14 protein-coding genes and 1 pseudogene are annotated in these 14,259 nt (G+C 64.0%); 10 read left to right on the top strand and 5 right to left on the bottom strand.

Features of this window, described 5'->3' with window-relative positions; translation table 11 throughout:
* Positions 1-176 precede the first annotated feature (176 nt).
* The 3 genes from ON41_RS43685 to ON41_RS32205 all read left to right on the top strand — a co-directional run bounded on the left by ON41_RS43685 (position 177) and on the right by ON41_RS32205 (position 2,356).
* Positions 177-866, top strand: a complete 690-nt coding sequence (locus tag ON41_RS43685; RefSeq protein WP_083905791.1) for a BTAD domain-containing putative transcriptional regulator — start codon at positions 177-179, stop codon at positions 864-866.
* 208 nt (positions 867-1,074) lie between these two features.
* Positions 1,075-1,419, top strand: a complete 345-nt coding sequence (locus tag ON41_RS32210) for a hypothetical protein (RefSeq protein ID WP_040751936.1) — start codon at positions 1,075-1,077, stop codon at positions 1,417-1,419.
* A gap of 154 nt (positions 1,420-1,573) precedes the next feature.
* Positions 1,574-2,356: an AfsR/SARP family transcriptional regulator gene (locus ON41_RS32205; protein ID WP_051162977.1), complete on the top strand. Its 783-nt coding sequence runs from the start codon at positions 1,574-1,576 to the stop codon at positions 2,354-2,356.
* 8 nt (positions 2,357-2,364) lie between these two features.
* Here the strand turns inward: ON41_RS32205 and ON41_RS32200 are convergent, their stop codons facing one another.
* Both ON41_RS32200 and ON41_RS32195 read right to left on the bottom strand, forming a co-directional pair.
* Positions 2,365-2,556, bottom strand: coding sequence for a hypothetical protein (locus tag ON41_RS32200; RefSeq protein WP_040751935.1), 192 nt, complete (start codon positions 2,554-2,556; stop codon positions 2,365-2,367).
* The gene (locus ON41_RS32195; protein ID WP_051162975.1) at positions 2,553-3,206 is read right to left on the bottom strand and encodes a hypothetical protein; all 654 of its coding nucleotides are present in this window, start codon (positions 3,204-3,206) and stop codon (positions 2,553-2,555) included. Before ON41_RS32195 ends, ON41_RS32200 begins: the two co-directional genes overlap by 4 nt.
* A 340-nt stretch (positions 3,207-3,546) precedes the next feature.
* Here ON41_RS32195 and ON41_RS32190 point away from each other — a divergent pair, with 340 nt between their 5' ends.
* Positions 3,547-4,026 carry a hypothetical protein gene (locus ON41_RS32190; RefSeq protein WP_157185702.1) on the top strand — a complete coding sequence of 160 codons (480 nt, stop codon included), beginning with the start codon at positions 3,547-3,549 and terminating at the stop codon, positions 4,024-4,026.
* A 433-nt stretch (positions 4,027-4,459) separates the two neighbouring features.
* Here the strand turns inward: ON41_RS32190 and ON41_RS32185 are convergent, their stop codons facing one another.
* Both ON41_RS32185 and ON41_RS41970 read right to left on the bottom strand, forming a co-directional pair.
* Positions 4,460-4,990 carry a restriction endonuclease gene (locus ON41_RS32185; RefSeq protein WP_040751933.1) on the bottom strand — a complete coding sequence of 177 codons (531 nt, stop codon included), beginning with the start codon at positions 4,988-4,990 and terminating at the stop codon, positions 4,460-4,462.
* Positions 4,987-5,943, bottom strand: coding sequence for a hypothetical protein (locus ON41_RS41970; protein WP_157185701.1), 957 nt, complete (start codon positions 5,941-5,943; stop codon positions 4,987-4,989). The genes ON41_RS32185 and ON41_RS41970 overlap by 4 nt, the downstream gene beginning before the upstream one ends.
* Before the next feature lie 137 nt (positions 5,944-6,080).
* Between ON41_RS41970 and ON41_RS43535 the strand changes: the two genes are divergently transcribed.
* The 6 genes from ON41_RS43535 (at position 6,081) to ON41_RS40775 (ending at position 13,192) form a co-directional block, all read left to right on the top strand.
* Positions 6,081-6,206 (top strand): hypothetical protein, encoded by a 126-nt coding sequence (locus tag ON41_RS43535; RefSeq protein WP_276325765.1) that lies wholly within the window; start codon positions 6,081-6,083, stop codon positions 6,204-6,206.
* Positions 6,207-6,373: 167 nt separating this feature from the next.
* A complete protein-coding gene (locus tag ON41_RS41965; protein ID WP_157185700.1) occupies positions 6,374-7,642 on the top strand; it encodes a hypothetical protein in 1,269 nt (422 codons plus the stop codon).
* Complete coding sequence (locus ON41_RS32170) at positions 7,635-8,210, top strand: hypothetical protein (RefSeq protein WP_157185699.1); 576 nt, start codon at positions 7,635-7,637, stop codon at positions 8,208-8,210. Before ON41_RS41965 ends, ON41_RS32170 begins: the two co-directional genes overlap by 8 nt.
* Complete coding sequence (locus ON41_RS39830) at positions 8,207-8,842, top strand: hypothetical protein (RefSeq protein ID WP_063709989.1); 636 nt, start codon at positions 8,207-8,209, stop codon at positions 8,840-8,842. The genes ON41_RS32170 and ON41_RS39830 overlap by 4 nt, the downstream gene beginning before the upstream one ends.
* Positions 8,839-11,928, top strand: a complete 3,090-nt coding sequence (locus ON41_RS32160; RefSeq protein ID WP_051162968.1) for a coiled-coil domain-containing protein — start codon at positions 8,839-8,841, stop codon at positions 11,926-11,928. The genes ON41_RS39830 and ON41_RS32160 overlap by 4 nt, the downstream gene beginning before the upstream one ends.
* Before the next feature lie 166 nt (positions 11,929-12,094).
* Entirely contained in the window at positions 12,095-13,192 is a 1,098-nt protein-coding gene (locus tag ON41_RS40775) for a DUF2399 domain-containing protein (RefSeq protein ID WP_083905790.1), read from the top strand.
* A gap of 105 nt (positions 13,193-13,297) precedes the next feature.
* Here ON41_RS40775 and ON41_RS43240 read toward each other — a convergent pair.
* Positions 13,298-14,080, bottom strand: a pseudogene (locus ON41_RS43240) (site-specific integrase).
* Positions 14,081-14,259: the final 179 nt, after the last annotated feature.

Genomic DNA, 14,259 nt, shown 5'->3' with positions numbered 1-14,259 from the left:
TTCCCACGCCGCGGCATTCGAGACGAGTGGACTACTGATCTCTTCGAGACGAGTGCGATACTGTGCGATCAGTTCCGGTATCCGGGCGGTGAACAGATCCGCAAAATCGGTCGACGAGCCGGTCTCGTTTCTGGAGTTCTGCTCCGATCTGCCTGTCGCACCCCTGCCGACCATAAGTGTCCACCCTCTCTCGCGCTATACGCCCGGAACCCGGCATCCCAGACATCAGCGTCGAGCCCGACCGAATACTACCCCGGCGTAGAGGGGCCTTGCAGAGCTCGAGAGCCTGGAAGGTCCGCCGCCCCAATGCGATCGGTCCCCGCAGGTTACTCGACAGTATCGCCCCACGCGGTCGTCAAGACCGAAAGATTCTTTCCGAAAGGTCGCAAGACGGTTCTTTCGGGGGCGGCCCACCACCGGAATCCTTGGACGCAGTCTCTATTCCATTGGACGCAGAGGCGTTGCCGGGGCCGCGGCGCCGTGTTGCCATCGAGCGGCAAGGTTCTCTCGACCTCCCGGGACTGTCGCATACTCGAAGGTGTTCAGGTGATGGAAGTATCGGAAGCGTTCCCGCGCAACGAATTACGGTTCCACGTACTCGGCCCGCTGTGGGGCGGGCGACCGCCCGGCCATCCGGAGACCACCGTCCGCGTGCACATCTACCACCTGCGCCGCTCGCTCGGCAGGCAGCTGGGCATCCCCGGCGAGGAGATCGTGCGTACCGCTCCGGGCGGCGGCCCGACGCGCTGCTGGCCTGCCACGAGCTGCGCCGCATGCTGGATCGCGAACTCGGGCTGGGGCCCTCCGTGCAGCTACTACAGCTGCAGCGGCAGATTCTGCGCGTGCCCGAGACCGCCGCCGCCTGAACGCATTCCGGGCCGGAGTTCCAGATCCGCTGGGGCTCCGGCCTTTTGCGCCGCGACCCTTCCGGGCGGAACTTACGCGAATGTAACGGCGCTTTTATCGCGCTCGCCGACCATTGATCGCAATGCCCCTTGACCGCCCGCTCCGGACACCGCCGGTGGGTCGAGAAGGCGGTGGGGCACAGGACTATTCGACGATGGGACGACAACGATGCCCGACGACACTCCGGTGTGCGAGGACCTGCCGGACGACGAGGACCGCACCGTCCTGGTCGATCAGGACGGGGTGATCTGCCGGCTGGAGCGGGTCCTGCCCGACTGTCGCGGCTTCCTCCATCTGGAACCGTGCCGATCGATCACCGTGGTCCTCTCCGGCGGGCCGGTCGAGGTGGTGGACGAGCGCGATCACGTACTCGGCCGGACCACGCTGATGACCGGGCAGGTGATCCGCGACGACGGCGGGCTGCCCCCGCCGTTCCGGCTGTGCAATCTCGCCGACCGGGCCCTGGTGCTGGTGGTCATCGAACTACCCGAACCGGTCCCGGCGTCGACGTAATACGCTGCGACATTTGTCGAGCGGGACTACCACTTTCGACGCAGTGCCCTTTCACAAGGTGGGATTGGCCGGTCGCTCGCCGTGGGCTTTGATATTCAGGGGTGGAAGCAACAACGGGCCGTCCGCCTGGCCCGGTTGAGATGGGGTACACAGAATGGTTGAGATCAGAATTCTCGGTCCGCTGGAAATCGACGGCGATGCGGACATGCCGAGACTCGACTCCTACCGGCAGCGGGCGGTGCTGGGGATGCTCGCGCTGAACGCCAACCGCACCACATCGATCGAGAGCCTGACCGACGCGGTGTGGGACGGCGAGCCACCGGCGACCGCGCGATCGCAGATCCAGATCTGCGTCTCGGGCCTGCGCCGGGTCATCACCGACAGTCACTGCCAGGCCGCGATCGAGACCCGGGCGCCCGGCTACCGCTTGGTGATCGACGGCGCCGATCTGGACAGCGCGCGGTTCGACGAGTTGACCGCCCAGGCCCGCGTCCAGGAGAACGACGGCAACCTCACCGGGGCGCTGGTGGCGCTGCGCATGGCGCTGGGCCTGTGGCGCGGGCCGGTGCTCGCCAACGTGCCCGGCGACCGCATCCAGCGCATCGCCTACCCGCTCACCGAACGCCGCGTGGCCGCCGAATTGTCGCGCTTCCGCATCGAACTCGCGCTCGGCCGCGCCTGGGAGATCGTCCCCGACCTGCAAGCACACGTCGACGCCCACCCCCTGTGGGAGGAGGCATACGGCTACCTGATGCTCGCGCTGCACCGCTGCGGGCGCCCGGCGGAGGCCCTGGAGGTCTACCAGCGCGCCCGCGACACCCTGATCCAGCAGGTGGGCCTCGAACCGTCCGAGGACCTGCGCCAACTGGAGCGCGCGATCCTCGACGGCGGGCTGGCGCGGCCCTCGTTGTTCGAGCCCACCCGGCGGGCGGGGTGAGGCATTCACTACTCGCCGATCCCGGAATCTCCTACCAGCGTGAGGATTTCGCACAGGTCGTATTCGGCTCGGCCGGGTTTGCCGTAGCGGGTCAATTTGCCTCGGCTGGCCCATTTCCGGATGGTCTCCTGTTTGACGCCCGCGGCCAGGGCCGCGAGTTCGGTCGGCACCAGGCGCCGATCGGCGGTCCGCGAGCTCATGCCACCGCCTCCCCGCGCCGCGGTGCCTGCCCGGCCCGCCGGTGCAGCGCCAGCCACTGATGCGGCGGCCAGGTGTGGCCCGCCGGGCAGCTCACCATCCGGGGTCCGGCTCCGGGTGACATCTGGGCGTAGACCATGTGATCGCATCCCGGCCTATCGCACCGGCCTAACTCGATCCGCTCGGGTAACGGGTCGATGGCACGCTCGGCCAGCGCGTGCACCTCGGTGAACTCGTCGACGGCATCGGCGATCGCCGGATGCGCGACCAGCCAGTCGCGGTACTCCAGCAGGAACGCGACCAGCGTCCGCACGTCCCGGCGCGGCCGCCGCGGCGGACGGGCCTCGTCGACCACCATCGCCGCCCACGACGTCGCCAGCGACAACATCTCGGTGCGCGCCTCGACCAGCGTGTCCTGCAGAACGATGCCCTGCCGCCGCCCGCCCCGCGCCGGAGACGTCCGCCGCCCGCGCTCCCCCTGCAACAACTCCCCGCATCGCGCATGCAATACCGGTAGTCGCTCCAGGATCTCGAAGAAGCGCGACAGACAGTCGGAGCACACCCGTCCCGCGCCGGCCGTCGACGCGGACCGCGACGAGTCGTTCGCGGCGGCACCGCGGCAGTTCGGATTCTCGCACCATGCCTCTGACATCTGTCTGCTCCTTCGGACGCCGTAGTCTTGGCCCTCCCACTGTCGCAGCACCCCGTATTACGCCGATATCCTCAGCCTTTCGCCCCGCGATAGCGCGACGAAGTCCCATCGTTCCCGAGATCATCTGCGGCTCAACGCTCTACTGTGTTCGCGAGAACAATCGGAGATCGGCGCCGCGGAGGGGGACATAGTCATGGCGGGTAGTGGCACACGCGACTGGCAGAAGATCGGAGGGATCGCCGCGGTCGTCGCGATTCCCGTCTCCATCGTGCTCGGAGTCGCGCAATGCGCAGCAGGCTCGAACGACCCGCCGCCGCCACCGACGACCTCGACTACCGGTGTGGCAGCCGAACCCTCAGTACACGCAGCCCCGCCGGATGCGTCCGCGGCGCCGCCGGAGCAGCCGTGGCCCGGGGAACCGGACGGTAGTGGTTACAAGACAGGCACTATCGCGATCACCGCGTATTCCAACCTCGGTGGCGACTCGTTCGACCTCGACAAGAACAAGGTCGAGAACGGCACCCCCGACGGTTCGGACCTCGTGGCGCAGGACGCCGGCCTCGGCGCGAACAACGGCACCCAGGTCGCCCTGTGGTCCGGACCCGAGCCACCGACGTTGCACGACTGCCGCCGGCTCGCGGATGTGGCGTACGCCAAGACCGAACTCATCGAGGCCGCCCGCTTCGAAACCACGACCCGATACTGCGTGAAGTCGAGCGAGGGGCGCTTCGGTCGCATCCAAACCATTTCCGCGAGCGGCGGAAACTTCCCCAGATTCAACTTCAGCTACGTGCTGTGGCAGAAGCCCGGCGACAAGTAGCGGACAACCCGACTCGACTTCTTCCCCACCTGGCCAGGACGCCACGAAAACGGCCCCGGAACCAGTGGTTCCGGGGCCGCTTCCCTAGTAGCGGGGACAGGATTTGAACCTGCGACCTCTGGGTTATGAGCCAACCAGGAGCGGTCCCGCGCGTGTCTCCACCTATCACCGCGTCCCGTCTGTGCAGATCAACAGGATTCCGGTCTTCTGCAGCACCCATGCGGTCCCACCTGCCTCGAACATTGACGTTCTGTCGTCATGCTAAATTTGATGCCAAATCCCCTGCGATGACCGCCAGTTTCGTCGGTCGCGGCGCTGACCGACCATCCTGTGGTCGGCGGCATGTCGCCTTCAGCGACAGTGACATCGCGGGTTTCGCCGCGTCCACGCAGCATCTGCCCCGTAGTCACAGCAGTCGTGCCGTTGACACCTGTTAAATCGTGACGTAGGTCTTGTTCGACCTAAGCTCGAAGAACCGATCGTTGAGAAGAGTGACGAGGTCGCTCGGTTCAGTGAGTTTAGCGATGTCGCTACAGGTGATGACGGTGATGCGAATGCCGCTAGCCAGTTCGAGATGAATGACGTCATGAGCGCGATCCGCCGACGAACCGGTCAAGCCGCCGCGCGTGACAAGGATGCCATCTACTCCCGAACTGGTTCGGATCTTCGCGGCGAAGTCGCGTACTTCGCTGGCCGAGGTCGCCCGCTGTTCGTTCTTGCATTCGACGGGCAAGTACAAGTCGGAGAACGGGAGGCCGCACATACCCGAATGACGGACCCACAGATCCTTCTCGTCACTGCGAGCATGGTCCAGTACGTTGTTGGCCCGGATGACAACCCCTGGGATTTCGCTCAGCACATAGCTGACAAGGTGTTGAAGGTTATTTCCTTTGGCCGTGGAGTTGGGTGCGACGGCGAGGTTCTCCAACTCTAGGCGGATCCTGCCGATGTCGTATGCCGTCATCGGTATCCGTGCACCCACCGATTGCGGCCGTCGCTGAGCAAGCGCACGAGGTCCTGCTCTGCCAAGACATCCAAGCCCATCACGGCAATAGCTGACTTGTCATCGACGTACCAGCTCACGGGCCTTTCATCACGTGTGACAACAAGCCCGAGTACACAACCGAAGATAGCCATCTGGTCACGAAAAACCGCGATGCGCTCGCTGAACGCGTTTACGAGATCTCTTCCGTCCCAGTAGGTTCCTGCGACTTCGACAAAGACTGGGTTGAAACCAGGATGTGGCAGGCGATCCACCCAAATCGCCAGATCCGGTATGAAGGCACGCCCCTCGCTGACCTGAAATTTTGGAGTAGCTACAATTCGCGCACCTTTGTTCAGGAGAAGACCTGCAACCACTTCTTCGACCTGGCCAGCGAATGCCGACTCAACGAGTTCCATCGATGCCGATCGAGCCTGATCGGGCACCGATAGGGCCTGCGAGGAACTTGGAGACGACTGAAGCTCCAGCAGCGCCCGCAAAGTCTCGGCTAGACGGACGCCCGACGCCGACCGATTACCTTGAGCAACTACCACTGCCAGCTCCCGAAGAACCGGCGGAAGAGACTCTGCCGCTTCAGCCTTCATGGCCAACACAACGACTGGCAGACCACGACCCAACGCAGCACCGATTTCTAGCAGGACCGCTGGGGCCACACTTGTTCTGTCGATGATGGCAACGAGCCCAGCGCAATCGCCAAGTATTTCAGGCAAACCTTTGGCCAGTCCCTCGGCCGGAAGCTGCGTCCACTGGATGGAGTCGAACCCATTCTCAGCCAACATCGTCTTCGCGGGCTCAATATCCGTATCGAGGGCCGCAGACAGAAAGACAACCAACGCATCCACTTCGGGTGTACTCGGCGGACTAGTCACAGACCAATCATGCCGCAGCTGTTGACAAGAGGGCAGATCGGTCATCCACGACCTCAAAGCTCGGCTCCAAACCATGGCAATGGCCGAGCTGCACTCCCGCAGCGGACCTCGCCTCGGTTCGTTGCTCCTCGACGAGGTTTCGCGGCTCTGGACACCGCGCGCTGAAGTCAGCCTTGACCGCCGTGCGCACCCAGACAGGCGGCGGCCACCTCATCATGGTGATCAGCTACCTGCACACCATCGCCGAAGCCGTCGACGACGTCCTGTGGCTGGAGCTCCGCCCGCCGGATCCACAGCCTGATGGTTGACGCCGGACGAACACGACAAGTTGACGAACACGACAAGTTGGTGCAAGCCGACCTGGCCAGCGGCTTACAGACACCCACGTAGCGCCAGTGACCGAGGCGGCGATCTCCATTGTTGTCGGTGGCTTCTTGTAATCTTCTGCAGCGTCAGCACTTTGGGGGTGCACGAAATGAATACGCTGTTCGATAACAATGCCCCAGAGCCCGACGGGCTTCTCGAGCGAGTCGGGGCTCTGGTAGCGCCGGTTGCCGCGAACGCGGGCGCGGTCATCGACCAACCGGGGATGCTGGAAGTAGCCCGGGCTGTCTACGAGGCATTCGGCGAGTTGGATGCCACCGGAGGTCTCACCCGAGCGCAGCTCGCACACGCATGCCATGGCGTCACTGATGAGGCGACTTTCCAGAGCAGGTTCGACCTGTTCTGTCGGCTCGGCATGTTGATGCCGCACTTCGACAAGCTGAATCAACAGCGCTACGTGTTCAACCCCACCAGTGCCGCCGGGATTCTGGTGTTCGACCGTCTGGCCGAGCGCGGTGGTGTGGACGAACTCATCACGTTGCTGGACCGGACACGCGCCGACCTCGCCTCGGGAGTGGCTACTAGGGATCAGGTGCGGGCCAGCTTGAGGCAGGCGCGGCGAATGATGACTATCTCTGCCGACCACCTGCTCCGGTTGGTGTCGTCGAGCCCCTTGTCGGAACTGATAGCCCAGCGTGGCCATCATCGGCATGCATCACTCATGAACGACGTCTTCGAACTCAATGATCAAGTGCGAGTTGCTTTTCCCGAGTTGGATCCGGACGCCTACCGATTGGTGGTCGAGACCCAGCGATACGTCGGAGCCCGTGAGCAGTTCATCGGCCGGTTGCTGGACGAAGGCGCCGCCGCACGCGACTTCTCCCTCTTGGACCCGGAGGAATATCTGGAAGCTGCGCGCACCGCCCCGCTGGACGCCCTTGCAGAGGTTTTCGCCGCCACCGTCTTCGATCCGCCGAGTCCATGGCTGGAACCGGCTGTTGTCGCCGAAGGCGTACAGCAGTTTCGCCCGCGTGTGGCAGTGCGCCGACGTCCTCCACGTCCGGCGGACCCTCCGCCGGGGCCCGACCCGATGGAACGAGTCGAACGACGAGCCGAAGCCGCACGCCGAAGACGTGACCGTGGAGCTGAACTCCACCTGCAGGGCAGCAATCACACGGACCTGACCAGCCGCTTACGCGCAGCGGGCTGGCCAGGCGCGGCGAATATGCTCGTCGAGTTGCTCGGTGCCCACGCCGATCCCGAGTCGCCGTTCGAGATCGAGATGAGCGACGAACTGCTCGCGGATGCAGACGCACCGGTGTCGTATCTGACGCCGGTGTCGTTGCGCCGCACCGAGAGTCCGCCCGTTACCTCGATCGCAATCACGAACATCGCCGATGAGGCGGTGGAGCATGAGTGAATTGTCACCAACCGCACTTGCGCTGGCCACAATGCGGGCCGGGGGCTACGTGCCCGCACCGGACTCCGCGACGACGGTGGCATTGTGGCGAGAGGCAGCCGAACGCGCCGGCAGGAGGTTGTGCCAGGCGACGCTGCCCGGTCAGCGGTCGGTGCTCACCTTGGGCTGGATCGAGGGATCCGAACCGGCGGCGGACACCGGGATGGTTCGTGCGAAGCCGCCTACCGTGTTGCTCCTGATTTTCGCTGCGGCACTCCGGGCCTGCTGGCCGGATCGGTCCGCCCACCCCTTCCCTGGCATAGCAGTCGACGAGGACATCGTCCTCAACTCCGTGGCTGCGCTGGGTCCGTTGACGAAGGGAGTTGTCGACGGAGGCGAGGGAGGGCAGCGACATCGTAAGGGCGCGCTTCGCCGACTGCACGAAGCGGGTTTTCTCATTCTCGATGGAACCGAGGTTCGTTTGGGACTGGCAGTGGCCACCTGGTCAGAAGCCCAGGTGATCGCGGTGCGAGCTGTGTATGACCGGCTGCCGCTGACACCCGCCACCCGACCGGAGGACGACAGATGACCGGGCTGCCACTGGCGGATCTCCCGCCCGCGCGACAGGTAGACGTGCTCGACGCTCTAGCAGCGGTGGAGACTGCGGACAACCCCGTAACCGTTGAAGGATTCCGAGCCTTGCTCGATCCGTCTCTGCGCGCGACGCTTGAGCGTTGCCTCGGTGAACACGGCCGTGTCCTGCTTCGCATCGGCAGCGGCTACCTGTCGGGCTACGACGATCGCATCGGCCAACGTCTCGCCGCGGCCGGTATCGGCGTGTTGCGACCGGATGACCGTGCGGTGCTCGCACTCGTACTTCTGCATAGCGTCGCGATACCGCGTTCCGCCGGCCGGATTCGAGGGCACGACTGGACAGACGGAGAACCAGTACATACGAAGCAGCTCCTGAAGTCCAAGGTGCCGGATGTCAAGGTACGCGCCGCCCTCCAGCGGCTACGCGAGGCCGGAATTCTGGGGTACGGAGTGCACCACAGCTACCTGCCCGGACCTCAGCTGGCCCGATTGACAGCGCAGGTCTCCGAAACACTTTGGGAAAACATGATTCTGCTCGCACAACCTCACGGCGTCATGGCCGACGTCATCCGCCGACGCCGCCTCGCCCGCCGCCAACAAACCACACAGAACGGGGAGATCTTGTGATCGACCTGGATACCGACACCGAGCACTCGAGCCGGAACGGGGTCGTCGGCAATCGTCACCTCGTCGCAGTCCAGACATTCGACATCGCACGATTAACCACGCACGCGGTCGCGCTTGTCCCCGGGACATTCGTCGCCGTGTCCGGCCAGGGACCCAAGAGCGATTCCAACGGGTCGGGCAAGACGTCCTTTCTAGCCGCGGTGTCGCTGCTGCTGGGCGAAGCCCAATGGCGACTGGAAGCCAACGGCTCCCAGTACGCTGCCAGCCTGCTCTTCAAACCAGAGTCGGCCGGCCTCGATCCACAACATCGGTACGCGCGGGCTGACCGCGGCTACATCGTCGGTGTCTTCGCGGAGCCAGACAGTCCACAGACCACGGCGCTGACCGTATGGTTACGCGTTGCCTCTGGCCCACCGTATGTCAAAGTTCGCTGGACGTATGGCCTGCATATTGCTATCGCCGACACCGATCTCGAACGGGACGCCATCGCCGACAGCCTGTGGGAGGCGTTGCCCCGAACCCAGGAGCTCGGGCCGCGGCGCTTCGCCGGCGAGCTGTACGGACAAGCGCCGCGATGCATGGCCTACCTCGACACTCCGATGCGTCCGTCCGCGCCCTCCCTGCTATCCCAGCAAATGACCGAAATGACACCGGCCCGGATCGGAGATGCCCTAATCGAGCTAACCGGCAGGCAGGGCCTACTCGAGACCGAAAAGGAGCAGCGCAGCAAACTGGCCGAACAGCAAGATCGGCTTGCCACCACGATCGCGGAAGATTCGCAGGCACGCACGAACGAGCAGACCGACCTCGACGCGGTTCACCACCGCAACCAGGCACGGCAGCATTTGGCAGACGGCGAACACATGTGGCGTTTACATTTCGCCAGCGGATATTTGGATGTCTCTGCCACCGATCGCTCACTCGCGGAGATAATCGGTGAACTCGAACAGCAGGTCAGCGACCTCAAGCTCGAGCTCGAGGGCAAGCGGACCGCTGTTCAGGAGCTCCGAGCACAGACCAACCTGCACGAGGAGGAGGATGTCGCGAAGACGCACCACCGCGAGGCCAAGGAGAAATACGAGACCGCGAACGTGCAACGCGGAATTACCAACAGCAAGCTCGGTGAACTCAAGCAAAAACGAGTTGAGCTGCTGCCGCTACGGGATGCCTGGACCGGGATCACTGCTGTGGATGCAGAGGCCGAAGTCCATGCCGCGAAAGAACTATTCGAAGAAGCGCGCCAGTATCGTCTCGACGCAGAGCGATCGCATACCAAGGCCGATCGAGCACTGACCGATGCACGGTCAGGTAGCGGCGGCCCTGCCGGCCCCGCATTGGAATTGCTGCGGGCGAACAACATACCGGCCGCATTGCTACTCGATGAGATCACCCTGGAGACAGCGGTACGTCCGCACTGGGAACCCCGCTTGTGGCCGTACCGCAACACGATCGTCGTATCACCGGGGAAGGACGAGGACGATGCGCTTATACTGCTCGCGGGCTCGCCCGGGGCAGAAGTCCTGACTGCCGACGGACCGCTCAATAGACAGCCAGCCGAACTCCCGGACGGCGTCTCGGCCACAGTCCCGGTTGCAGGATTTATTCGGACCCTTGAGCGCCGCACGGAATTCCGGCCTGATCCAGACCGCGCCGTCGATGCAGAACTCGGTGTCTCGGTCCAGGGCGGATTCACCGACGAGATCGCCGGTCGTGCAGCCCGCATCGCTTCTGCCGAAATCGAATTATTTAGTGCGACACAACAATTAACCACAAGGAAGGACGCCGAGGAGTACGCACGGCTGTCGCTCGAAGCAGCGCAGGACACCCTCGCTGCGGCCCAAGCCGTCCAGGAATTGGAGCAACTTGAGACGCAGGAGGCCGAACTGACCGAACAGATCTCAGACCTGGATACACAACTGGCCACGCTGAACACCGCCGTCGAGGACACCCAAAACGTCTGGGTTAATGCACGAGCCGCGAGCCAGGGGCACGAACAGCAGATCGAGCTGGCCGTCGGGGCAGTGAGATTGTGTGACGGCGAGGTCTCCTCCCGGCAAGGCAAGCTCCAACAACGGAAACAAGACCGCGACAAGCTGAACCTCGATTACTGGTTGGCCGGATGGGCAGACACTTCCGAAGCCGCACAGAACCTGCTGGACGCCCAGTCCGAGCAGATCCGGACACTGCGACCACGCTCCCTGCGACATCGCGCCGCAGAAAAACTCAAGGACGCGCTTGACGCCTACACCAATGCGGCGACCGAGGTGCCGCCGGAGCTTGCCGAAGCGCGCCAACGTCGCCAGCGTCTGGCCGACGGCGACGCGGGCGTCGCAGGTAAAGACTCGGACTTCACCAGTATCGCCCGGCCGTTGCGGGACCTACTCGACACACGGGCCGACAGCGATCAGATCCTGGAGTCAAGAATCAGTCGATCCCAACAGCAACGAGCCACTCGAATAGAAGCGATGCAGACCGAAATCGGCGATCTCGACGCCGAGATGGGCCGGCTTCAGGACGTCATCAGTAGCAGAGTGGAGACGTCGCTCAACAAGATCAGTATCGCGCTGAACCGGCTCAATCGAGCCCGCGGCGGATTCGGGGCCGAACTGCACATCACCGAAACCCGGCCGGCAACCCCGACCATGCCGTGGACCTGGGAGGTCTCACCTCGCTGGCGCCGCTCACCCTCGGGAAGCATGGTCTCCTACCGAGAGGTGGCAAACGGTGCACAGGTTAAAGTCTTCGCCATCCAACTGGTCCTCGCAGCCCTGCTTGCGGCCGACGGCGCCGAGGGGCGCATGCTAGTCCTCGATGAACTCGGCAACAGCCTCGGCGACGTCAACCGCAAGGATGTCCTACGCGACCTGAACGAAGTGGCCGCACAACAACGAGTCACCATCCTGGGCACCTGCCAGGATTCCGTCATCGGCGACGCCGCAGGCGTGTGCGGCGAAATCCTCTGGTTCTGCCACCAATCGCCCACCGAGGCATATAACCGGCCAACGCGCGCGTGGGGCTACGACGCCAACGGGCAGCGCATCGAGTTGGTCCGCGAATGGCTCACCGCAGGGCGCAGCCTTGTCTGATGCACCTTCCTCCACACCAGTCCCCGTTTCTGGCGTCCCCGACGGCCTGACCTCTCTGGCGATTCCCCGCCCGAACGGCACCCTGCCGCGCGACCGAAAGGGACGACTCAAGCTCACAAACGTGAGACTGAGTGCCCGCCACCCAAATGACTCCCCCCATCCTGAAATGACTGTCGAAGGTGTCGCTGTCGAGGATCTTCGCTGGGCAATCAAGGCACAACGGCGCTACTGGGCGTCCATCGAGCAGCGGTTCGGCCACGACGCCCGGGAGCATGCCGTGCGCCTCGCCGTGGCCGGCGTCGTTGACCTGATCTGTACGGTCGATGAATTCGCCCATATCACCGACATCCTGCGCTGGCAGCGGACTTCGATATGGGACGAACACCAACGACGCAACGACATATGTCAGAGCGACGACGCACAGCTGTGGCAGACGAGAGCCCAAGACGCCGCACGCCAAATAGCCGCCACAGACCCGGGGCTGGCCAAAGCTCTAATCGCCACCGGACCGAACAACCCCCGCCTGCCGGTGCTGGTCTACGCCGCCGAAGACCTAGTGGACGGTGTAACCCACGATGGCCCTCGCGCGTTCAGCCAGACACATTTCCGTGAAACGAAGACCCGAGAAGATTCCCCAAAAGTGCTGGCAGAAGCAGGAGCCGCACCAGAAACATTGATCGCCTTGGGCCTCCGCCGTAGTCCATACATCGGTCTGGGCGGACCGATCACGATCCATACCGCTGCCGGAAACATTGACCTCGCTGCCGTCGATGGGCCAGTACAATTCCGAGTAGACCAACGTTCGACGTTCGATGTCCGCCTCGGCCCAAGCACTCGGCTACTCGTTATCGTGGAAAATCTCCAAGCCGCCGAGGCTGTCTGCGACACAGCACCCGACGTCGCCACAGTGTGGAGTGCAGGGCAACCTTCCAAACACGCTCTGCGCCTGATCCGTCGGCTGTCGACCGGCGTGGCAGCCACCGCCATAGCCACCGATGCCGACCTCGGCGGTGTCAGGATCGCTCGCCGGATACTCGGTGCACTGGCTTCCACCGACGACGTCACCGTCCTCGATGCCGGTATCGCCGAACACCCGAAGCGGAAAGCCTTCGGCCAGGCGAGTCGAGACGGGCTCCACGATGCGACAAATAGCGCCGACCCAATCGCCGACTTCGCCCGCGCCTGCCTCGCTCGTGGGTACCCAGTAGAACAAGAAGCGACAATCAGAAGCACGCTGGCCACTTTTATTGCATCGCAGGAGTAAGCCGAGCAATTCGGGTGGCCAGTCCCGGCGTCCTCTAACAGAAACCTGAATTCACTAGGCACGACACCGCATCTATCGGCTCATGGCGATTCCTCCACCCGACTCTCATATTTGGCCCGTGAATACGGAACCAGCGCTCTCTGGAATGTTCTGAGGATCAGTAGTTTCGGAAGCTGCCGAGGGAGTAGCGCCCAGCAGGTGCGTTGCGGCTCGGGCGGCTGCGTCTTCGTCCATGCCGGGCAGGACGTGCTGGTAGGTCTTGAGGGTGAAGGTGACGTCGGCGTGGCCTGCGCGTTGGCTGACCACTTTGGGGTTGATTCCGGCGGCGAGGGCTCCCGTGATGTAAGTGTGGCGCAGGTCGTAGAAGCGGATCTCGGGTAGCCCGGCCCGCGCGGCCAAACGCTTGAACCGTTCCCGAGCCGAGTCCGGGCGCACCGGGCGGCCGTCTTCGTAGGTGAACACGAGATCGGTGTCGCGGAAGTCGTCACCGTAGAGTGCGCGTTCGGCGTCTTAGATGGCCTTCCAATCACGCAGTGCCTGGACGGTCTCGGGGTTGAGTGCTATCGAGCGGGCAGAATCCTCTGTCTTGACCTGTGTGCCCTGGGCGTAGCCAGCGACGAACACCCGACCCTGGTGCACCGACAGCACTGCGTTGTCGAGACCTAATGAGGGCCAGCGGATCCCGCAGATTTCGGCCCGCCGCAGCCCGGTGGTCAGCTCTAGCCGGAACAGAGCGTAGAACCGGTCGAAGCGGATGCTGTCCATGAACCGGGTCGCCTGATCGGGTGTCCATACCGGCCGGCGGGCTCCGGGGTTTGCGGGGCGGTTTCGCGTTCGCGGCGGGATTGTCGACGAGGTACTTCCAGGCGACGGCGTCGACCAGGGCACGGTCCAGTGCGAGGTGAATGTTGCGGACGGTTTTGGGTTCCAGCCCAGCGGGTTTCGGGGTCGGTATCCGTCCGGCCCTATAGCGGCGCACGGCGGTACGCGCGGCGTGGATGCTGACTCCGCAGGCGACGCTGACCTCCCGCGGTGTGGGCTGACCGCTTCGGCTGGCCATCTTTGCC

The sequence above is a fragment of the Nocardia transvalensis NBRC 15921 genome, assembly GCF_000308875.1.
GTDB lineage: Bacteria > Actinomycetota > Actinomycetes > Mycobacteriales > Mycobacteriaceae > Nocardia > Nocardia transvalensis.
Note: the sequence above shows the minus strand (reverse complement) of the source record. Positions and strands in the feature narration are given on the sequence as shown.